Below are 19,733 nucleotides of genomic sequence, written 5' to 3' on the forward strand. Positions count from 1 at the left end.
GATGAACCTGGCGCGCTACCGCTTTGTACTCTCCCGGCCGCTGCAATTGCTGCCGGTGTTGTTTGGCATCAGCCTGATTACCTTTGTGCTGGTGCGTTCGATTCCGGGCGACCCGGCGCGGGCCCTGCTGGGCTCGCGCAGCACGCCAGACGCCTTGTTGAAAATCCGCGCCCAGTACGGCCTCGACCAGCCGTTATGGCTGCAATATTTCTACTTCCTGAAGAACCTGCTCAAGGGCGATCTCGGCCAATCGCTGCTGTACAAGGTCGATGCGCTGAAACTGATCGTCACCCGCATCGAGCCGACCCTGGTGCTGGTACTCGGCAGCGTGCTGCTGGCGCTGCTGATTGCGGTGCCGCTGGCAACCGTCGCCGCGCGCAACAAGGGCGGCTGGGCAGACAACCTGATCCGCGTATTTACCACGGTGGGCCTGGGCATGCCGGCGTTCTGGCTGGGCTTGATGCTGATCCTGTTGTTGAGCGTGCAGTGGGGCCTGTTTCCGGTGTCCGGTTACGGTCGCACCTGGGTGGACAAGGCCCACCATATGGTGCTGCCGTGCCTGACCATCGCCCTGGCGCTGTCGGCGGTATTGGTGCGCAACCTGCGGGCCAGCATGTTGATGGAGTTACAGGCCGACCACGTCACCGCCGCCCGTGCCCGCGGGCTGTCGGAAGCGGCGGTGTTTCGCCGCCACGTGTTGCCCAACTCCCTGGTGCCGGCGGTCAACCTGTTGGCGGTGAATATCGGCTGGCTGATCAGTGGCACGGTGGTGATCGAAAGCCTGTTCGCCATCCCCGGCATCGGCCAATTGTTGGTGCGCGGCATCTTCACCCGCGACTACATGGTGGTGCAGGGCGTGGCCATGGTGCTGGCCTGTGCCACGGTGGTGGTCAACTTTATCGCCGACGTGATCACGGTAGCCCTCGACCCACGGGTGAAGATGCAATGACCAGCCGCCCGTTGATTGCCCCGTGGCGCCTGCGCTTGCGTTTCGGTTTTCGCAACGGCCGTCTGACTGCCGCGTGGGGCTTGTTGATTCTGCTGGTGTGGTTTGCCCTGGCAGTGTTCGCGCCGTGGATCGCACCTTATGACCCGATTGCACAAAACACTGATATCAGTTTGCTCGGTCCCAGCCTGGCCCATCCATTTGGCACGGATAATTACGGGCGCGACATTCTTTCGCGGGTGATCTGGGGCGCGCGCATTGACCTGCAACTGGCGATCATCGGCGTGATCTTCCCGTTCATGATCGGCACCTTTATCGGCGCAGTCTCCGGCTACATCGGCGGGCGTTTCGACAGTTTCTGCATGCGCGTCATCGATGTGATCCTGGCGTTCCCGTTCCTGGTGTTGATGCTGGCGATCATGGCCATTCTCGGGCCGGGCCTGAAGAGTTTTTACATCGCCATGGCGCTGGTGGGTTGGGTGTCGTATGCGCGGCTGATCCGCTCGCAGATTCTGGTGCTGAAGGAAAGCGACTTTGCCTTGGCGGCCAAAAGTTTGGGCTTTGGTCATGGGCGCATTCTGTTCCGGCATTTGCTGCCGAATGCGATGTTCGGCTCGATCGTGTTTTCCATGTCCGACGCCGTGCTGGTACTGCTCAATGGCGCCGCCGTGAGTTACCTGGGCCTGGGCGTGCAGCCGCCCACCGCCGAGTGGGGCACCATGGTCGCCGAAGGTCAGGCCTTCATCACCACCGCCTGGTGGATCTGCACGTTTCCGGGGCTGGCCATTGTGACCCTGGCCATGGGCTTTAGCTTGCTGGCGGACGGCGTGGCGCAGGTATTGGGGGATCGCTCATGAGTCTGTTGCAGGTGCAGGACCTGAGCGTGATTGCCACTCACCCTGGGCGCGACGTCACCTTGGTGGACCGCGTGTCGTTTGACGTGGCCGAGGGCGAGATCCTCGGCCTGGTGGGCGAGAGTGGTTCGGGCAAGACCATGGCCTGTCGCGGCCTGATGCGCTTGCTGCCATCGCCCAGCCTGCGGGTGCAGGGTGGTGCAGTGCGCTTGGCCGGCCAGGATCTGTTGCAACTGGATGATACCGGGATGCGCGCTGTGCGGGGCGGGCAACTGGGCATGATCTTCCAGAATCCCAGCAGCCATCTGGACCCGTTGATGCGTATCGGCGAGCAGATCGCCGAGGGTATCCGCCTGCATCAAGGTGCCTCGAAAAAGGACGCGCGCCTGCAGGCCATCGACGTGTTGCGCCAAGTGGGCATTCCCGATCCCCAGGCACGTGTCGACAACTACCCCCACGAGTTTTCCGGCGGCATGCGCCAGCGCGCGATGATCGCCGTGGCCTTGGGCTGCAACCCCAAAGTATTGATTGCCGACGAGCCAACCACCGCCCTCGACGTCACCGTGCAGGCGCAAATCCTGCGCCTGCTGCTGGACCTGCGAGACACGCGCGGCTTGTCGATCATCATGATCACCCACGACCTTGGCGTGGTGGCGCAAACCTGTGATTCCATCGCGGTGATGTATGCCGGACGCCTGTGCGAACACGGCAGCAAGTACGACCTGCTGGCCCGTCCGCAACACCCCTACACCGCTGGCCTGATCGACTGCCAACCGGCGCAAAGCAGCGGTCACGCCTTGCTGCGCACCATCCCCGGCCAGCCGCCGTTGCTGGACTCATTGCCCGCCGGTTGTCGCTTTAATCCGCGTTGCCCGCAGGTTGGCGCCTTGTGCACCGAGCGCTTGCCGGAAGGGGCGCGGGTCGCCTGTCACTACCCCTTGGGAATGCACCCATGAGCCTATTGCAGATCAAGGACCTGGAGGTGAAGTTTGCCGCGTCCGGCACCGGGCTGTTCGGGTTGAACAAGCAGTGGGTGAGGGCGGTGAACGGTGTGTCGCTGAACCTGGCGGCGGGTGAAACCCTTGGATTGGTAGGCGAGTCCGGCAGCGGCAAGAGCACTTTGGGCCGGGCAATTTTGCACCTCAACCCGATCAGTAGCGGCCAGGTGTTGTTCGACGGCATCGATATGGCCCACGGCAGCGCCGTCGACATTGCGCGTTTGCGTCACGAAACCGCGATGATCTTCCAGGACCCTTACGCAGCCTTGAACCCGCGCCATACCATCGGCGAAACCATTGCCGAAGTGTTGCGGGTGCAGCGCAAGGTCCCAGCGGACCGAATTCCGGCTCGGGTCAATGAACTGCTCGACCTGGTCGGCCTGCGCCCCGAACTTGCCAGCCGCAAAGCCGGCTCCCTCAGCGGCGGCCAGTGCCAGCGCGTCGGCATCGCCCGTGCGCTGGCGGTGGAACCGCGCCTGATCATCGCCGACGAGTGCGTGGCGGCGCTGGATGTGTCGATTCAGGGCCAGATCATCAACCTGCTGTTGGAGCTGCAACAGCGCATGAACCTGGCGATCCTGTCTATCGCCCATGACCTGGCGATCGTGCGCCGCCTGTGCGACCGCGTGGCGGTGATGTACCTGGGTAAGATCGTCGAGGAAGGGCCGGTGGAAGCGGTGTTTACCGCACCGCGTCATCCCTATACGGCGGCGTTGATTGAGGCGATTCCGGAGATTGATCCCTATCGGCCATTGCCTACAGAGCCCTTGCCAGGTGAACCGCCAAGCCCACTGAACTTGCCTACAGGGTGTGCCTTTCACCCGCGCTGCCGGCACGCGCAAGCCATGTGTTCCGTGGTGTTGCCGCCTACTCATTTCCTGCACGAGCATCGGTACAGTTGCGTGCTTGAACAACCATTGACCCTTTCTGCCGTCCATAAACAAGGAGTTATGACATGCAATCGCGCCACTTGAAGCTGCTTGCAGCCGCCACGTTGACCGCTTGGTCCCTCACTGCCGGGTTGGCGCAAGCCGCCGGTGTATTGACCATCGGTTGCCGTGAAGACAGCACCACGTTCGACCCGATCAAAAGCGCGCAAAACCGCGACACCTGGGTATTCGCCAACGTCTACGACACCCTGGTCCGCGTGGATAACCTGGGCACCAAGATGGAGCCGGGGCTGGCAGAAAGCTGGGAGATTTCCAAGGATGGCCTGACCTACACCTTCAAGCTGCGTGACGCGAAATTCTCGGACGGTTCGGCGATCACCGCTGATGACGCGGCGTTTAGCCTGCTGCGTATCCGCGACAACAAGGCGTCGCTGTGGGCTGACCCCTTCAACCTGATCAACACGGCCAAGGCGGCTGATCCGAATACCCTGGTGGTCACGCTGAAGACTCCGGCTGTAGCTTTCCTTTCCCAACTGGCTTCGCCGACGGTGTCGATCCTGTCGGAAAAAGCCATGACCAAAATGGGTGAAGAGGCCTACTCGGAAAACCCGGTGACCTCCGGCGCGTTTACCGTGGACGAGTGGCGCAAGGGTGACCGGGTGATCCTGAAAAAGAACCCGAACTTCTGGCAAGCCAAGAACGTCAGCCTGGACGGCGTGGAGTGGGTCTCGGTGACCGACGACAACACCCGCATGCGCATGGTGCAGAACAACGAGCTGGACACGGCGATCTTCGTGCCGTTTTCACGGGTTGAAGAGCTGAAGAAAGACAAGAATGTGGTGGTGCATTCCGACCCGTCCACCCGTGAAGATCACCTGCTGATCAACCACGAGCACGGTTTGCTGGCCAAGCCGGAAGTGCGTCAGGCGCTGGACATGGCCATCGATAAACAATCGCTGGTGAAGACCGCCACGTTCGGTCAGGGCACTGTGGCCTATTCCTACATTCCAAAGGGCTCGCTGTATCACTACGCCAACAACCTGCAACGCCCGTACGACCCAGCCGAAGCCAAGAAACTGCTGGCCGCCGCCGGTGCCAAGGATTTGAAGCTTAACTACGTGGTCAACGCCGGTAACGAAGCCGACGAGCAGATCGCGGAGATCATCAAGGACCAGTTGGCCAAGGTCGGCGTGACCGCCAACCTGCAAAAGGTCGACCCCACCCAAAGCTGGCAGATGCTGGTGGACGGTGACTACGATATTTCGGTGATGTACTGGACCAACGACATCCTCGACCCGGACCAGAAGACCACTTTCGTGCTGGGCCACGACACCAACCAGAACTACATGACCCGCTACAAGAACGACAAGGTCAAGGAGTTGGTAGCACAAGCGCGGATCGAGGCCGACCCGGTCAAGCGTGAGCAGATGTATGTCGAGCTGCAGAAGCTGGCGAAGCAGGATGTGAACTGGATTGACCTGTACTACAGCCCGTACATCAATATTTCACGCAGTAACATCAGCAACTTCCTGCAAAACCCACTGGGCCGCTTCACACTCGAAGAAGTGGTGAAAAACTAAGATCCAGAGAACACCGCAATATAAATGTGGGAGCGGGCTTGCTCGCGAATGCAGAGTGTCAGTCAACAGAGATATCGACTGATCTACCGCATTCGCGAGCAAGCCCGCTCCCACATTTAGTTCTGCTGCGTTCCGACTACTGCGCGTCGAACGCCTGCCCGTTGATACCGGTACTGTCCGGCCCCATCAGGTACAGGTACACCGGCATGATCTCTTCCGGCGTCGGGTTATCCGTCGGGTTTTCCCCTGGATACGCCTGGGCCCGCATGCTGGTGCGCGTGGCGCCTGGGTTGATGCTGTTGGCGCGTACCGGTGCGACCGTGTCGAGCTCATCGGCCAGGGTTTGCATCAGGCCTTCAGTGGCGAATTTCGACACGCCGTAAGCGCCCCAATACGCCCGACCCTTGCGGCCCACGCTGCTGGAGGTGAATACCACCGACGCATCCTGGGACAACTTGAGCAGCGGCAGCAGCGTGCTGGTCAGCATGAACATCGCGTTGACGTTCACGTGCATCACCCGCATGAAGTTCTCACCGGACAACTGCTCGATCGGCGTGCGTGGGCCGATGATCGAGGCGTTGTGCAGCAGGCCGTCGAGGTGGCCGAACTCTTTTTCGATCATCGCTGCCAGCTCATCGTATTGATGGGGCAGGGCGGTCTCCAAGTTGAACGGGATTACTACCGGCTGTGGCTGGCCTGCGGCTTCGATCTCGTCATAGACCTGGGCCAGGTTGGCCTCGGTCTTGCCCAGCAGCAAGACGGTGGCACCATGGGCGGCATAGGTTTTCGCCGCTGCTGCGCCAATCCCGCGACCGGCGCCGGTCACCAGGATCACCCGGCCTTTGAGCAGTTCTGGACGTGCGGAGTAATCAAACATAAATAGCCTCGACAAAATTCACAGTGATACAGCTCTCAATGTGGAATCCAATTCCTGTGGGAGCTGGCTTGCCTGCGATGGCGGTCTCTAAGCTGGCACGTGTGCTGGCTGGCACTACGCTATCGCAGGCAAGCCACACATTGACCTCGGTGTTCGCAGGTTTGATGAGCAATCAGCAACTGCACAGCGCGTTATCCAGCACCTTGCGCAGCTCCAGCGGGTGGTCCACCACCACATCGGCGCCCCAATGACGCGGGTTGTCGTCCGGGTGGATATAGCCGTAGGTGACCGCAGCAGTGCGGGTCCCGGCGTCGCGGCCGGACTCGATGTCGCGCAGGTCATCGCCCACGAACAACACGCTGGCCGGGTCCAGGTCGAGCATCTTGCACGCCAGGATCATCGGCTCCGGGTCCGGCTTGCTGTTTTTCACATGGTCCGGGCAGATCAACAGCGCCGAGCGCTCGGCCAGGCCCAACTGCTGCATGATCGGCTCGGCAAAACGCAGCGGCTTGTTGGTGACCACGCCCCAGATCAGGTTGGCTTTTTCGATGTCTTCCAGCAGTTCGGCCATGCCATCGAAGAGTTTGCTGTGGATTGCACAGCCCTTGACGTAACGCTCCAAAAATTCCAGGCGCAATTCCTCAAAGCCTGGAGATTCCGGGTCCATCGAGAAGGTCACTGCGACCATCGCCCGGGCACCACCGGAGATCTCATCGCGGATGTGCTGGTCGTTGATCGGCTCCAGGCCACGGTCAGCGCGCATGGCCTGGCAGATGGCGATAAAGTCCGGCGCGGTGTCCAGCAGGGTACCGTCCATGTCGAAGAGAACCGCTCGCAACTTCACAGGCTCACTCCTCGCGCAGGGTCTGGATCATGTAGTTGACGTCAACGTCGTTGGCCAGCTTGTAGTGCTTGGTCAGCGGGTTGTACGTCAGGCCGATGATGTCCTTGACGGTCAGGCCGGCCTGGCGGCTCCACGCGCCCAATTCGGACGGACGGATGAATTTCTTGAAGTCGTGGGTGCCGCGCGGCAGCAGCTTCATGATGTATTCGGCGCCGATGATCGCGAACAGGTAGGCCTTGGGGTTGCGGTTGATGGTGGAGAAGAACACCTGGCCACCTGGCTTGACCATGCGGAAGCAGGCACGAATCACCGAGGACGGGTCCGGCACGTGTTCCAGCATCTCGAGGCAGGTCACCACGTCGAATTGCTCGGGCATTTCTTCGGCCAGGGCTTCGGCGGTGATCTGGCGGTATTCCACGCTCACACCGGACTCCAACTGATGCAGTTGGGCTACAGCCAGAGGCGCTTCGCCCATGTCGATACCCATCACGGTAGCGCCGCGCTGGGCCATTGCCTCACTGAGGATGCCGCCGCCACACCCCACGTCCAATACCTTCTTGCCGGCCAGGTTGACGCGCTCGTCAATCCAGTTGACCCGCAGCGGGTTGATGTCGTGCAGGGGCTTGAATTCGCTCTCGCGGTCCCACCAACGGTGAGCCAAAGCTTCGAATTTAGCGATTTCGGCGTGGTCGACGTTGCTCATGGTGAATCCTCTAAATCTGATAAATCGGGTTTTCGGTCCTGAATCCGTAGGTTCAAGACTGACGTTATTCGTGGTGCCCGCTGATGCGTTGGCCCCAGGCTATGGCCGTGGCGGTCAACTGTTGTTCATCCATGCGGGTCAGTTGCCGGTCGTCGAGCAATTGCTTGCCGGCGACCCAAAGGTGTTTCACGCAATCACGTCCGGTGGCATATATAAGCTGTGAGACCGGATCGTAGATCGGTTGTTGCGCCAGCCCCGACAAGTCGAAGGCGACGACGTCCGCGGCCTTGCCCACTTCCAGCGAACCGATCTCGCCTTCCAGGCCCATGGCCCGCGCACCATTGAGCGTAGCCATGCGCAGCGCGCGGTGGGCATCCAGGGCCGTGGCCGAACCGGCGACAGCCTTGGCCAGCATCGCCGCCGTGCGGGTTTCGCCCAGCAGGTCCAGGTCGTTGTTGCTGGCGGCACCATCGGTACCGATGGCCACATTGACGCCAGCCTGCCACAGACGCTCCACCGGGCAAAAGCCGCTGGCCAGTTTCAGGTTCGATTCCGGGCAATGGATGATGCTGGTGTTGCTTTCTACCAGCAAAGCCAGGTCATCCTCGCTGATTTGGGTCATATGAACGGCCTGGAACCGCGGGCCTAGCAGCCCGAGGCGACCCAGGCGGGCGAGTGGCCGTTCGCCGGTCTGCTCGACAGCTTGCTGCACTTCAAAGGCGGTTTCGTGAACGTGCATGTGGATTGCGGCGTCCAGTTCCTCGGCGATCACCCGGATTTTTTCCAGGTTGTCATCGCACACGGTGTACGGCGCATGAGGGCCGAAGGTGATCTTGATGCGCGGGTGGTGCTTGAGATCGCCAAACAGCTCGACACCCTGGCGGATCGCCTCATCGGCGGTGCTGGCGCCGGGGATCGGGAAGTCGAGGATGGGAATCGCGATCTGCGCGCGCATGCCACTGTTGTGCACGCAGTCGCTGGCGACCTTGGGGTAGAAGTACATGTCGGAAAAGCAAGTGATGCCGCCCTTGAGTTGCTCGGCGATGGCCAGGTTGGTGCCGTCGCGTACGAACGCCTCATCGACCCATTTGGCTTCGGCGGGCCAGATGTGCTTTTCCAGCCAGGTCATCAGTGGCAGGTCATCGGCCAGGCCGCGAAACAGGCTCATCGCCGCATGCCCGTGGGCGTTGATCAGGCCGGGGCTGAGTAGCATGCCCGGCAGCTCACGTGTTTCGGTGGCTGAAAGCTTCAGCGCTGCGGCCCGCGGGCCGATAAAGGCGATGCGCCCGTTGCGGATGCCCAGGCCATGCTCCTTGAGCACCACACCAGCAGGTTCGACGGGTACCAGCCAGGTCGGCAATAGCAACAGGTCGAGCGGGGCGGCAGTGGCGGTCATCGAAGGCTTCTTCCCAGGCAGCTATAAAAGAAGGGCGAAGTATACCCGAGCGTCCTGGCTGGCGGATCGCTATAATCGGCGGCTTTGTTTCTGAGTGCGGAGTAAGGAATGCGCGATCGACTGTTGGCTGCGGAGAAGGTGAAGGCCATCGATTGGCGCGATGGCGCGCTGCACTTGCTCGATCAACGTGCCTTACCGTCTCGGGAAAGCTGGATTGCCTGCTCTACGGTTGATGAGGTGGCTGCGGCTATCCGCTCGATGATAGTGCGCGGCGCGCCGGCTATCGGGATCAGCGCCGCCTATGGCCTGGTGCTCGCCGCTCGCCAGCGAATGGCCGAGGGGGGGGACTGGCAAGCGTCGTGGGAAGAAGACTACGCACTTCTGGCGGATACCCGTCCGACCGCAGCGAATCTGTTCTGGGCGCTCAAGCGCATGCGCGACCGTCTGGACCGCGTCAAGAAGCACGCCGATCCGCTGGCGATGCTGGAAGCCGAGGCGATTGCGATCCACGAAAGTGATCGCGAAGCCAATATCACCATGGCCCAGCTGGGCGTCGAGCTGATCCGCAAGCACCAGGGCAATGCCCAGGCGATCCTCACCCATGGCAATGCTGGCGCTTTGGCCACTGGCGGCGTCGGCACGGCCCTTGGGGTGATACGGGCTGCTTTCCTGGAGGGCATGGTCGAGCAGGTTTATGCCAATGAAACCCGGCCTTGGCTGCAAGGTTCACGGCTGACTGCCTGGGAGCTGGCGGGCGAGGGCATCCCGGTGAAGGTGAATGCTGACTCGGCCGGTGCGCATATCCTCAAGACCAAGGGCGTGACCTGGGTGATTGTCGGTGCCGACTGCATTACCGCCAATGGCGATGTGATCAGCAAGATTGGCACCTATCAACTGGCCGTGTGCGCCATGCACCACGGCGTGCGCTTCATGGTGGTGGCGCCGAGTTCGACCATCGACTTGATGATGGCGAGCGGCGATGACGTTGCACTGGAACAGCGCGATCCGGGTGAGCTGCTGGAGATCGTTGGGCAGCGCTTGGGGGTGGATGCGTTCAATCCGGTGTTCGACGTAACGCCTGCTGATTTGATCGATGTGATCGTGACGGAAAAGGGCATCGTTGAGCGGCCGGATACGGCCAAGATGGCCAAGTTGATGTGCCGTAAGCGTCTGCATTGAGGGCGTTGGTGTCTGTTGGATTGCCTTCGCGAGCAAGCCCGCTCCCACATTTTAAATGTGTTCACAAATCAAATGTGGGAGCGGGCTTGCTCGCGAAGAGGCCTTTAAGTCAATAAATTCTTCGGATCTACCCTCAAAAAACAAGCTGGATCCTTCTCTAAGCCCCTCTCGTCCCCCTCAAGCCTGTCACCCGTCAACTAACTATGCTCCATGCGCATCAGGGGGATAGGTGCGTGGCGGCGATTGTGATAACATCCGGCGGTTTCCAGGGCCGCCCCGAGGGGTTGCCTATAACGCGCAGATCCGTGTCATAACTCGTTGATTTGTCGTAAGTCGTTGTCAGGCACCGTGCCGGCAGCGGCGAGCTTCGTTCGTCCCATATGGATGTGACGAGGTTTCACCCGAAAAAGGAATCAGGCTTCTCATGGGCGAACTGGCCAAAGAAATCCTCCCGGTCAATATCGAAGACGAGCTGAAACAGTCCTACCTCGACTACGCGATGAGCGTAATTGTCGGTCGGGCACTGCCTGATGCGCGCGATGGCTTGAAGCCCGTGCACCGGCGTGTGCTGTTCGCGATGAGCGAGCTGGGTAACGACTGGAACAAGCCGTACAAGAAATCTGCCCGTGTTGTCGGTGACGTGATCGGTAAGTATCACCCTCACGGCGACACTGCGGTGTACGACACCATCGTTCGGATGGCCCAGCCGTTTTCCCTGCGCTACCTGCTGGTAGACGGCCAGGGCAACTTCGGTTCGGTCGACGGCGACAACGCCGCGGCCATGCGATACACCGAGGTGCGCATGACCAAGCTGGCGCACGAGCTGCTGGCCGACCTGCATAAAGAAACCGTGGACTGGGTGCCGAACTACGACGGCACCGAAATGATCCCGGCTGTCATGCCCACCAAGATTCCCAACCTGCTGGTCAACGGCTCCAGCGGTATCGCCGTGGGCATGGCCACCAACATCCCGCCGCACAACCTCGGTGAAGTCATCGACGGTTGCCTGGCCCTCATCGACAACCCTGAGCTGACCGTCGATGAGCTGATGCAATACATCCCCGGCCCGGACTTCCCGACCGCCGCAATCATCAACGGTCGCGCCGGTATCATCGAAGCCTACCGCACCGGTCGCGGCCGCATTTACATGCGCGCCCGCTCGATGATCGAAGACATCGACAAGGTCGGTGGTCGCCAGCAAATCGTTATCACCGAACTCCCGTACCAGCTGAACAAGGCGCGTTTGATCGAGAAGATCGCCGAGCTGGTTAAAGAGAAGAAGCTGGAAGGCATCACCGAACTGCGCGACGAGTCCGACAAAGACGGTATGCGCGTGGTGATCGAGCTGCGTCGTGGCGAAGTGCCTGAGGTGATCCTCAACAACCTCTATGCCCAGACCCAGCTGCAAAGCGTGTTTGGTATCAACGTGGTTGCACTGATCGACGGTCGTCCGCGCATCCTGAACCTCAAGGATCTGCTGGAAGCCTTCGTGCGTCACCGCCGCGAAGTAGTGACCCGTCGTACTGTGTTCGAGCTGCGCAAAGCTCGCGAGCGCGGCCACATCCTGGAAGGCCAGGCTGTTGCGCTGTCGAACATCGACCCGGTAATCGCTTTGATCAAGGCCTCGCCAACCCCGTCGGAAGCCAAGGAAGCGCTGATCAGCACGCCTTGGGAATCCAGCGCCGTGGTGGCCATGGTTGAACGTGCCGGTGCCGACTCGTGCCGTCCAGAGACCCTGGACCCGCAATACGGCCTGCGTGAAGGCAAGTACTTCCTGTCGCCGGAACAGGCCCAGGCCATCCTGGAACTGCGCTTGCACCGCCTGACCGGTCTGGAACACGAGAAGCTGCTGGCCGAGTACCAGGAAATCCTCAACCAGATCGGTGAGCTGATCCGTATCCTCAGCAGCGCTGTGCGCCTGATGGAAGTGATCCGCGAAGAACTGGAAGTGATCCGCGCCGAATACGGCGATGTGCGTCGCACCGAGATCCTTGATGCCCGTCTCGACCTGACGCTGGGTGACATGATCCCGGAAGAAGAGCGCGTCGTGACCATTTCCCACGGTGGCTACGCCAAGACCCAGCCGCTGGCTGCGTACCAGGCCCAGCGTCGTGGCGGTAAAGGTAAATCGGCTACCGGCGTGAAGGATGAGGACTACATCGCTCACCTGCTGGTCGCCAACAGCCATACCACGCTGCTGCTGTTCTCCAGCAAGGGCAAGGTGTACTGGCTCAAGACTTACGAAATCCCGGAAGCCTCCCGTGCTGCCCGTGGTCGTCCGCTGGTCAACCTGCTGCCGCTGGACAGTGATGAATACATCACCACAATGCTGCCGGTCGAGGAATACACCGAGGGTCACTTCATCTTCATGGCCACCGCCAAAGGCACCGTGAAGAAGACCCCGCTGGAATCCTTCAGCCGTCAGCGCAGCGTGGGCCTGATCGCCCTGGAACTGGACGAAGGCGACGTGCTGATTTCGGCCGCCATTACCGATGGCGAGCGTGAAGTCATGCTGTTCTCCGACGGCGGCAAGGTAACGCGCTTCAAGGAATCCGACGTTCGCGCCATGGGCCGTACCGCCCGCGGTGTGCGCGGCATGCGCCTGCCAGAAGGGCAGAAGCTGATTTCGATGCTGATCCCGGAAGAAGGCAGCCAGATCCTCACCGCTTCGGCGCGTGGTTACGGCAAGCGTACTGCTATCAGCGAGTTCCCGGAGTACAAGCGTGGCGGCCAAGGCGTTATTGCCATGGTCAGCAACGATCGCAATGGCCGTCTGGTCGGCGCGGTCCAGGTGCTCGATGGCGAGGAGATCATGCTGATTTCCGACCAGGGCACCCTGGTACGTACCCGTGTGGATGAAGTGTCGAGCCTGGGTCGTAACACCCAGGGCGTGACCTTGATCAAGCTGGCCAGTGACGAGACGTTGGTAGGCCTGGAGCGCGTCCAGGAACCATCGGAAGTCGAAGGCGAGGAGCTGGAAGGTGAAGCGTTTGAAGGCGAGGTGATCGCGGCAGGCGATGACAACGTCGACGAGCCAACCCTCGACGCTGCCGCAGACGAAGAAGAACCGCAGGAATAAGCGGACACACAGGGGGCGGATGAAGATTCGCCCCCTTGTTGTTTGTCCCTTCTGAAAACATTGAAATACCTGTTTATTGCACCACCCCACCAGATCTAGAGTGAGATTGGATGTGAGCAAGAGAGCCTATAACTTCTGTGCCGGTCCCGCGGCGCTTCCTGAAGCAGTCCTGCAGCGTGCGCAGGGTGAACTCCTCGACTGGCATGGAAAAGGCCTCTCCGTGATGGAAATGAGCCATCGCAGCGATGAGTTCGTGTCCATTGCCACCAAGGCCGAGCAGGATCTGCGTGACTTGCTGGACATCCCTTCCAACTACAAAGTGCTGTTCCTGCAAGGCGGCGCCAGCCAGCAGTTCGCCCAGATTCCGTTGAACCTGCTGCCGGAAGATGGCACTGCCGACTACATCGACACCGGTATCTGGGGTCAGAAGGCCATTGAAGAGGCCTCCCGTTACGGTAACGTCAATGTGGCAGGCACTGCCAAGCCTTACGACTACTTCGCCATTCCTGGTCAGAACGAGTGGAAACTCTCGAAGGACGCGGCCTACGTTCACTACGTGCAGAACGAGACCATCGGCGGCCTGGAGTTCGACTGGGTGCCAGAAGTGGGCGACGTTCCGCTGGTGTGCGACATGTCTTCGGACATCCTCTCGCGCCCAATCGATGTATCCAAGTACGGCATGATCTACGCCGGCGCCCAGAAGAACATCGGCCCGAGCGGCATCCTGGTCAACATCATCCGCGAAGACCTGCTGGGGCGCGCCCGTTCGCTGTGCCCGACCATGCTCAACTACAAGGTCGCGGCCGATAACGGCTCGATGTACAACACTCCGCCGGCCTTCGCCTGGTACCTGTCTGGCCTGGTGTTCGAGTGGCTGAAAGAGCAGGGCGGTGTCGCCGCCATGGGCAAGCTGAACGAAGAGAAGAAGCGCACCCTGTACGACTTCATCGACGCCAGCGGCCTGTACAGCAACCCGATCAACCTGACCGACCGCTCGTGGATGAACGTGCCATTCCGTCTGGCTGATGACCGCCTGGACAAGCCATTCCTGGCCGGTGCCGACGCGCGCGGCCTGCTGAACCTCAAGGGTCACCGTTCGGTCGGTGGCATGCGCGCCTCCATCTACAACGCCGTCGACATCCACGCCATCAACGCGCTGGTTGCCTACATGGCAGAGTTCGAAAAGGAACACGGCTAATGTCTGAGCAAGAACTCAAGGCCCTGCGGGTGCGCATTGACAGCCTGGACGAGAAAGTCCTGGAGCTGATCAGCGAGCGCGCACGCTGTGCCCAGGAAGTGGCGCGGGTGAAGATGGCGTCCTTGGCAGAAGGCGAAGTGCCGGTGTTCTACCGACCTGAGCGTGAGGCCCAGGTGCTCAAGCGCGTAATGGAGCGCAACAAGGGCCCGTTGGGCAACGAAGAGATGGCGCGGTTGTTCCGTGAAATCATGTCGTCGTGCCTGGCCCTGGAGCAGCCGCTGAAAGTGGCGTACCTCGGTCCGGAAGGCACCTTCACCCAAGCAGCCGCCATGAAGCACTTTGGTCACGCCGTGATCAGCAAGCCGATGGCGGCCATTGATGAGGTGTTCCGTGAAGTGGCTGCCGGTGCGGTGAACTTTGGCGTGGTCCCGGTGGAAAACTCCACCGAAGGTGCGGTCAACCACACCCTGGACAGCTTCCTCGAGCACGACATGGTGATCTGCGGCGAAGTCGAACTGCGTATTCACCACCACCTGCTGGTGGGCGAGAACACCAAGACCGACAGCATCAGCCGTATCTATTCCCACGCCCAGTCCCTGGCCCAGTGCCGCAAGTGGCTGGACGCCCATTACCCGAACGTCGAGCGTGTGGCGGTTTCCAGCAACGCCGAAGCGGCGAAGCGGGTCAAGGGTGAGTGGAACTCGGCGGCCATCGCCGGTGATATGGCAGCAGGCCTTTATGGCCTGACGCGCCTGGCCGAGAAAATCGAGGACCGCCCGGACAACTCCACGCGCTTCCTGATGATCGGTAACCAGGAAGTGCCGCCGACCGGCGACGACAAGACCTCGATCATCGTTTCCATGAGCAACAAGCCCGGTGCGCTGCATGAGCTGCTGGTGCCGTTCCACGATAACGGGATTGACCTGACGCGCATCGAGACTCGTCCTTCGCGCAGCGGTAAATGGACTTACGTGTTCTTTATCGACTTCGTCGGCCATCACCGCGACCCGCTGGTCAAGGGTGTGCTCGAGAAAATCAGTCAGGAAGCCGTGGCACTCAAGGTGCTGGGCTCTTACCCGAAAGCGGTTTTGTGAGGCTTTAACATGAGTGGCAACTTCCTCGCCCTGGCGCAGCCGGGCGTGCAACAACTGTCGCCTTACGTTCCGGGTAAGCCTGTGGACGAGTTGGCGCGTGAGTTGAATCTGGATCCGTCCAAGATCGTCAAATTGGCGAGCAACGAGAATCCGCTGGGCCCGAGCCCTAAAGTGCTGGCGGCGATTCGTGAAGAGTTGGCCGAGTTGACCCGATATCCTGATGGCAACGGCTTCGCCCTCAAGTCGCTGCTGGCGGAGAAATGCCGGGTCGAGCTGAACCAGGTCACCCTGGGTAACGGCTCCAACGACATTCTTGAATTGGTCGGTCGCGCTTACCTGGCGCCTGGCTTGAACGCCGTGTTCAGCGAGCACGCGTTCGCGGTGTATCCGATTGTCACTCAGGCTGTCGGTGCCGATGCGCGCGTCATTCCAGCCAAGGACTGGGGTCACGACCTGCCGGCCATGCTGGCTGCGATCGATGCCCAGACCCGCGTGGTGTTTATCGCCAACCCGAACAACCCAACCGGCACCTGGTTCGATGCGCAAGCATTGGACGACTTCCTGCAGGACGTGCCTGAGCACGTGCTGGTGGTGCTGGACGAGGCCTACATCGAGTACGCCGAAGGCAGCGACCTGCCAGATGGCCTGGACTTCCTGGCGGCCTATCCGAACCTGCTGGTATCGCGCACGTTCTCCAAGGCCTATGGCCTGGCTTCGCTGCGGGTGGGTTACGGCCTGTCCACAGCCGTCGTCGCCGATGTGCTGAACCGTGTACGCCAACCTTTCAACGTCAACAGCCTCGCCTTGGCGGCGGCCTGTGCAGCGGTGAAAGATGCTGAATACCTTGAAGAAGGTCGTCGTCTCAATGAAAGCGGCATGCTGCAACTGCAGGAAGGTTTCCGTGAGTTGGGCCTGGGCTGGATTCCGTCCAAGGGCAACTTCATCTGTGTCGACCTTGGCCAAGTGGCGGCGCCGGTGTTCCAGGGCCTGCTGCGCGAAGGTGTGATCGTGCGTCCGGTAGCCAACTACGGCATGCCGAACCACCTGCGTATCACCATCGGCTTGCCGGCCGAGAACGCGCGCTTCCTGGAGGCGCTGGCCAAGGTTCTGGCTCGTGGTTGATGTCACTGCATTGCAACCTGCTGTGCCTATGATCGGTCGCCTGGTAGTGGTCGGTCTGGGGTTGATCGGCGGCTCCTTCGCCAAAGGCCTGCGTGAAAGCGGGTTGTGTGGCGAGGTGGTCGGTGTGGACCTGGACCCGCAATCGCGCAAGTTGGCGGTTGAATTGGGGGTAGTGGATCGCTGCGAAGCAGACCTGGCGCTCGCGTGCCAGGGCGCTGATGTGATCCAGCTCGCGGTGCCGATTCTGGCGATGGAGAAATTGCTGGCGTTGTTGGCCCGTATGGATCTGGGGCAGGCGATCCTCACGGACGTCGGCAGTGCCAAGGGCAATGTGGTGCGCGCGGCGCAACTGGCTTTTGGCGGCATGCCTGCGCGTTTTGTGCCGGGTCATCCGATTGCCGGTTCCGAGCAGAGCGGGGTGGAAGCCTCCAACGCGCAACTGTTCCGTCGTCATAAAGTGATTCTCACGCCTTTGGAACAGACCGATCCGGCTGCGCTGGCGGTGGTGGATCGCCTTTGGCGCGCGTTGGGCGCGGATGTCGAGCATATGCAGGTTGAGCGCCACGATGAAGTGTTGGCGGCGACCAGCCATTTGCCACACCTGCTGGCATTTGGCCTGGTGGACTCCTTGGCCAAGCGCAACGAGAACCTCGAGATATTCCGTTACGCCGCCGGTGGGTTCCGCGATTTCACGCGGATTGCTGGCAGCGACCCGGTGATGTGGCACGACATCTTCCTCGCCAATCGTGAGGCAGTGTTGCGCACCTTGGACACCTTCCGCAGTGACCTTGACGCCTTGCGCGACGCGGTCGATGCCGGGGATGGTCACCAATTATTGGGCGTGTTTACCCGTGCGCGGGTCGCGCGTGAGCATTTCAGCAAGATCCTGGCGCGCCGGGCCTACATGGAAACAGCAGTGAACGCTGATGAGCTGACCTTCCTCGCCAACCCGGGTGGCCGCTTGAGCGGGCGTATCCGGGTGCCGGGTGATAAGTCGATCTCTCATCGCTCGATCATGCTGGGTTCATTGGCTGACGGCGTAACCGAGGTTGAAGGTTTCCTTGAGGGTGAGGATGCCCTGGCGACCTTGCAGGCATTTCGCGACATGGGTGTGGTGATCGAGGGGCCGCATCACGGCCGCGTGACCATCCATGGTGTGGGTTTGCATGGCTTGAAGGCGGCGCCGGGGCCGATTTACCTCGGTAACTCCGGTACATCCATGCGTTTGCTTTCCGGGCTGCTGGCGGCGCAGAGTTTTGACAGCGTGTTGACCGGCGATGCGTCGTTGTCCAAGCGCCCGATGAATCGCGTGGCCAAGCCGCTGCGGGAAATGGGCGCCGTGATCGAGACGGGGCCGGAAGGGCGTCCGCCGCTGACCATTCGTGGTGGCCAGGCGTTGAAGGGGTTGACCTACGCGTTGCCGATGGCCAGCGCCCAGGTCAAATCCGCCCTGTTGCTGGCCGGGTTATATGCCGAGGGCGAGACTGCGGTGACCGAGCCTGCACCGACCCGCGATCATACTGAGCGCATGCTGCATGGGTTTGGTTATCCGGTTGTGGTGGAGGGCGCTACGGCGTCGGTGGAATCTGGCCATGCGTTGACGGCGACCCATATTGAAGTGCCAGGGGATATTTCCTCCGCGGCGTTTTTCCTGGTGGCTGCCTCGATCGCCGAGGGTTCAGAGTTGCTGCTGGAGCATGTCGGTATCAACCCGACGCGCACCGGCGTGATCGATATCCTGCGGCTGATGGGCGCGGATATCACCTTGGGAAACCAGCGCGAAGTCGGCGGTGAGCCGGTGGCTGATCTGCGCGTGCGTGCGGCGGCACTGAAGGGAATCGAGATTCCTGAGGTTCTGGTCCCGTTGGCGATTGATGAGTTTCCTGTGCTGTTCGTCGCGGCGGCCTGTGCCGAAGGGCGAACCGTGTTGCGGGGTGCCGAAGAGCTGCGCGTGAAGGAATCCGATCGTATCCAGGTTATGGCCGATGGTCTGCTGGCGCTGGGAGTCAAGTGTGAAGCAACCGCCGATGGGCTTATCATTGATGGCGGCCTGATGGGTGGCGGTGAAGTCCATGCCCATGGCGATCATCGGATTGCCATGGCGTTCAGTGTGGCTTCCCTGCGGGCAGCGGCGCCGATTCGTATCCATGACTGCGCCAATGTTGCTACGTCTTTTCCGAATTTTCTTACACTGTGTGCCCAAGTCGGCATCCGTGTTGCCCAAGAGGCTCAATTGTGAATATCAAAGCACCGGTGATTACCATCGACGGGCCAAGCGGCTCGGGCAAAGGCACGATCGCCGGCATCCTGGCCAAGCGCCTGGGCTGGTGTCTGCTGGATTCCGGCGCGCTGTACCGCTTGCTGGCTTTTGCCGCACGCAATCATGGCGTTGACCTGACCAATGAAGAATCCTTGAAGCTGCTGGCGGCGCACCTTGATGTGCAGTTCGTCGGCGCGACGGAAGGTCATCCCCAGCGAATCATCCTTGAAGGGGACGATGTGACGGATGACCTGCGTAACGAACAAGTCGGTTCCTGGGCCTCTCAGGTAGCCGCGTTGCCGGCGGTACGTGACGCCTTGCTGCAGCGTCAGCGAGCGTTTCAAGAGCCGCCGGGCCTGGTGGCTGACGGTCGAGACATGGGCACCGTGGTGTTTCCCGAGGCGCCATTGAAGATTTTCCTGACTGCCAGCGCCGAGGAGCGTGCTCGCCGCCGCTACTTGCAGTTGAAGGGCAAAGTCGATGGTGTTAGTCTGTCGAGTCTGCTAGATGAGATCCGTGCACGTGATGAGCGTGATACCCAGCGTGCGGTAGCCCCGCTCAAGCCGGCGGCTGACGCCATACAGCTGGATTCCACGGAGTTGTCCATCGAGCAGGTGCTGGAACGCATCTTGAGTGAAATCGCCATTCGCGATATCGCCGGGTGATCAAGAAGGCCGCAGGGGACCAGTCATAGTCCTGCGGTGGCTTCTTTT

Annotated in this window: 16 protein-coding genes; 12 read left to right on the top strand and 4 right to left on the bottom strand. The window is 61.0% G+C overall.

The window, feature by feature from the left end; translation table 11 throughout:
* Window position 1 precedes the first annotated feature (1 nt).
* From HF257_RS12885 to HF257_RS12905, 5 genes are read left to right on the top strand one after another with little or no spacing between them, the layout of a single operon-like run.
* Window positions 2-949, top strand: a complete 948-nt coding sequence (locus tag HF257_RS12885; protein ID WP_185708711.1) for an ABC transporter permease — start codon at window positions 2-4, stop codon at window positions 947-949.
* Complete coding sequence (locus HF257_RS12890; protein WP_185708712.1) at window positions 946-1,803, top strand: ABC transporter permease; 858 nt, start codon at window positions 946-948, stop codon at window positions 1,801-1,803. Before HF257_RS12885 ends, HF257_RS12890 begins: the two co-directional genes overlap by 4 nt.
* Complete coding sequence (locus HF257_RS12895) at window positions 1,800-2,756, top strand: ABC transporter ATP-binding protein (protein WP_185708713.1); 957 nt, start codon at window positions 1,800-1,802, stop codon at window positions 2,754-2,756. The genes HF257_RS12890 and HF257_RS12895 overlap by 4 nt, the downstream gene beginning before the upstream one ends.
* Window positions 2,753-3,772, top strand: coding sequence for an ABC transporter ATP-binding protein (locus HF257_RS12900; protein WP_185708714.1), 1,020 nt, complete (start codon window positions 2,753-2,755; stop codon window positions 3,770-3,772). The genes HF257_RS12895 and HF257_RS12900 overlap by 4 nt, the downstream gene beginning before the upstream one ends.
* Window positions 3,754-5,268 carry an ABC transporter substrate-binding protein gene (locus HF257_RS12905; RefSeq protein ID WP_185708715.1) on the top strand — a complete coding sequence of 505 codons (1,515 nt, stop codon included), beginning with the start codon at window positions 3,754-3,756 and terminating at the stop codon, window positions 5,266-5,268. The genes HF257_RS12900 and HF257_RS12905 overlap by 19 nt, the downstream gene beginning before the upstream one ends.
* Window positions 5,269-5,404: 136 nt before the next feature.
* On the opposite strand, the gene HF257_RS12910 is transcribed toward HF257_RS12905, so the two are convergent.
* The 4 genes from HF257_RS12910 to HF257_RS12925 form a co-directional block, all read right to left on the bottom strand.
* Window positions 5,405-6,145 carry a YciK family oxidoreductase gene (locus HF257_RS12910; protein WP_110623284.1) on the bottom strand — a complete coding sequence of 247 codons (741 nt, stop codon included), beginning with the start codon at window positions 6,143-6,145 and terminating at the stop codon, window positions 5,405-5,407.
* A 172-nt stretch (window positions 6,146-6,317) separates the two neighbouring features.
* Window positions 6,318-6,989 carry an N-acetylmuramic acid 6-phosphate phosphatase MupP gene (gene mupP / locus HF257_RS12915; protein ID WP_185708716.1) on the bottom strand — a complete coding sequence of 224 codons (672 nt, stop codon included), beginning with the start codon at window positions 6,987-6,989 and terminating at the stop codon, window positions 6,318-6,320.
* A gap of 4 nt (window positions 6,990-6,993) precedes the next feature.
* Complete coding sequence (ubiG, locus tag HF257_RS12920) at window positions 6,994-7,692, bottom strand: bifunctional 2-polyprenyl-6-hydroxyphenol methylase/3-demethylubiquinol 3-O-methyltransferase UbiG (RefSeq protein WP_003189760.1); 699 nt, start codon at window positions 7,690-7,692, stop codon at window positions 6,994-6,996.
* A 64-nt stretch (window positions 7,693-7,756) separates the two neighbouring features.
* Window positions 7,757-9,088: a TRZ/ATZ family hydrolase gene (locus HF257_RS12925; protein WP_185708717.1), complete on the bottom strand. Its 1,332-nt coding sequence runs from the start codon at window positions 9,086-9,088 to the stop codon at window positions 7,757-7,759.
* A gap of 108 nt (window positions 9,089-9,196) precedes the next feature.
* On the opposite strand from HF257_RS12925, the gene mtnA reads away from it, so the two are divergent.
* The 7 genes from mtnA (at window position 9,197) to cmk (ending at window position 19,685) form a co-directional block, all read left to right on the top strand.
* Window positions 9,197-10,267 carry an S-methyl-5-thioribose-1-phosphate isomerase gene (mtnA, locus tag HF257_RS12930; RefSeq protein ID WP_185708718.1) on the top strand — a complete coding sequence of 357 codons (1,071 nt, stop codon included), beginning with the start codon at window positions 9,197-9,199 and terminating at the stop codon, window positions 10,265-10,267.
* Between the two features lie 424 nt (window positions 10,268-10,691).
* A complete protein-coding gene (gene gyrA, locus HF257_RS12935) occupies window positions 10,692-13,346 on the top strand; it encodes a DNA gyrase subunit A (protein ID WP_185708719.1) in 2,655 nt (884 codons plus the stop codon).
* Between the two features lie 112 nt (window positions 13,347-13,458).
* Window positions 13,459-14,544: a 3-phosphoserine/phosphohydroxythreonine transaminase gene (gene serC / locus HF257_RS12940; RefSeq protein ID WP_185708720.1), complete on the top strand. Its 1,086-nt coding sequence runs from the start codon at window positions 13,459-13,461 to the stop codon at window positions 14,542-14,544.
* A complete protein-coding gene (pheA, locus tag HF257_RS12945) occupies window positions 14,544-15,638 on the top strand; it encodes a prephenate dehydratase (protein WP_034096534.1) in 1,095 nt (364 codons plus the stop codon). Before serC ends, pheA begins: the two co-directional genes overlap by 1 nt.
* Window positions 15,639-15,647: 9 nt before the next feature.
* Entirely contained in the window at window positions 15,648-16,760 is a 1,113-nt protein-coding gene (hisC, locus tag HF257_RS12950) for a histidinol-phosphate transaminase (RefSeq protein WP_185708721.1), read from the top strand.
* 28 nt (window positions 16,761-16,788) lie between these two features.
* On the top strand, window positions 16,789-18,999 hold the full coding sequence (locus HF257_RS12955) for a bifunctional prephenate dehydrogenase/3-phosphoshikimate 1-carboxyvinyltransferase (RefSeq protein WP_233081487.1): 2,211 nt from the start codon (window positions 16,789-16,791) through the stop codon (window positions 18,997-18,999).
* Window positions 18,996-19,685 carry a (d)CMP kinase gene (gene cmk / locus HF257_RS12960; protein ID WP_003172653.1) on the top strand — a complete coding sequence of 230 codons (690 nt, stop codon included), beginning with the start codon at window positions 18,996-18,998 and terminating at the stop codon, window positions 19,683-19,685. The genes HF257_RS12955 and cmk overlap by 4 nt, the downstream gene beginning before the upstream one ends.
* Window positions 19,686-19,733 lie beyond the last annotated feature (48 nt).

The sequence above is a fragment of the Pseudomonas cremoris genome (genome assembly GCF_014230465.1).

Coding starts and splice junctions, on each gene's coding strand:
- HF257_RS12890 (WP_185708712.1), top strand. CDS start 946: ATGACCAGCCGCCCGTTGATTGCCCCGTGGCGCCTGCGCTTGCGTTTC.
- HF257_RS12905 (WP_185708715.1), top strand. CDS start 3,754: ATGCAATCGCGCCACTTGAAGCTGCTTGCAGCCGCCACGTTGACCGCT.
- HF257_RS12900 (WP_185708714.1), top strand. CDS start 2,753: ATGAGCCTATTGCAGATCAAGGACCTGGAGGTGAAGTTTGCCGCGTCC.
- HF257_RS12885 (WP_185708711.1), top strand. CDS start 2: ATGAACCTGGCGCGCTACCGCTTTGTACTCTCCCGGCCGCTGCAATTG.
- HF257_RS12955 (WP_233081487.1), top strand. CDS start 16,789: ATGATCGGTCGCCTGGTAGTGGTCGGTCTGGGGTTGATCGGCGGCTCC.
- ubiG (WP_003189760.1), bottom strand. CDS start 7,692: ATGAGCAACGTCGACCACGCCGAAATCGCTAAATTCGAAGCTTTGGCT.
- hisC (WP_185708721.1), top strand. CDS start 15,648: ATGAGTGGCAACTTCCTCGCCCTGGCGCAGCCGGGCGTGCAACAACTG.
- pheA (WP_034096534.1), top strand. CDS start 14,544: ATGTCTGAGCAAGAACTCAAGGCCCTGCGGGTGCGCATTGACAGCCTG.
- HF257_RS12910 (WP_110623284.1), bottom strand. CDS start 6,145: ATGTTTGATTACTCCGCACGTCCAGAACTGCTCAAAGGCCGGGTGATC.
- gyrA (WP_185708719.1), top strand. CDS start 10,692: ATGGGCGAACTGGCCAAAGAAATCCTCCCGGTCAATATCGAAGACGAG.
- HF257_RS12895 (WP_185708713.1), top strand. CDS start 1,800: ATGAGTCTGTTGCAGGTGCAGGACCTGAGCGTGATTGCCACTCACCCT.
- HF257_RS12925 (WP_185708717.1), bottom strand. CDS start 9,088: ATGACCGCCACTGCCGCCCCGCTCGACCTGTTGCTATTGCCGACCTGG.
- mtnA (WP_185708718.1), top strand. CDS start 9,197: ATGCGCGATCGACTGTTGGCTGCGGAGAAGGTGAAGGCCATCGATTGG.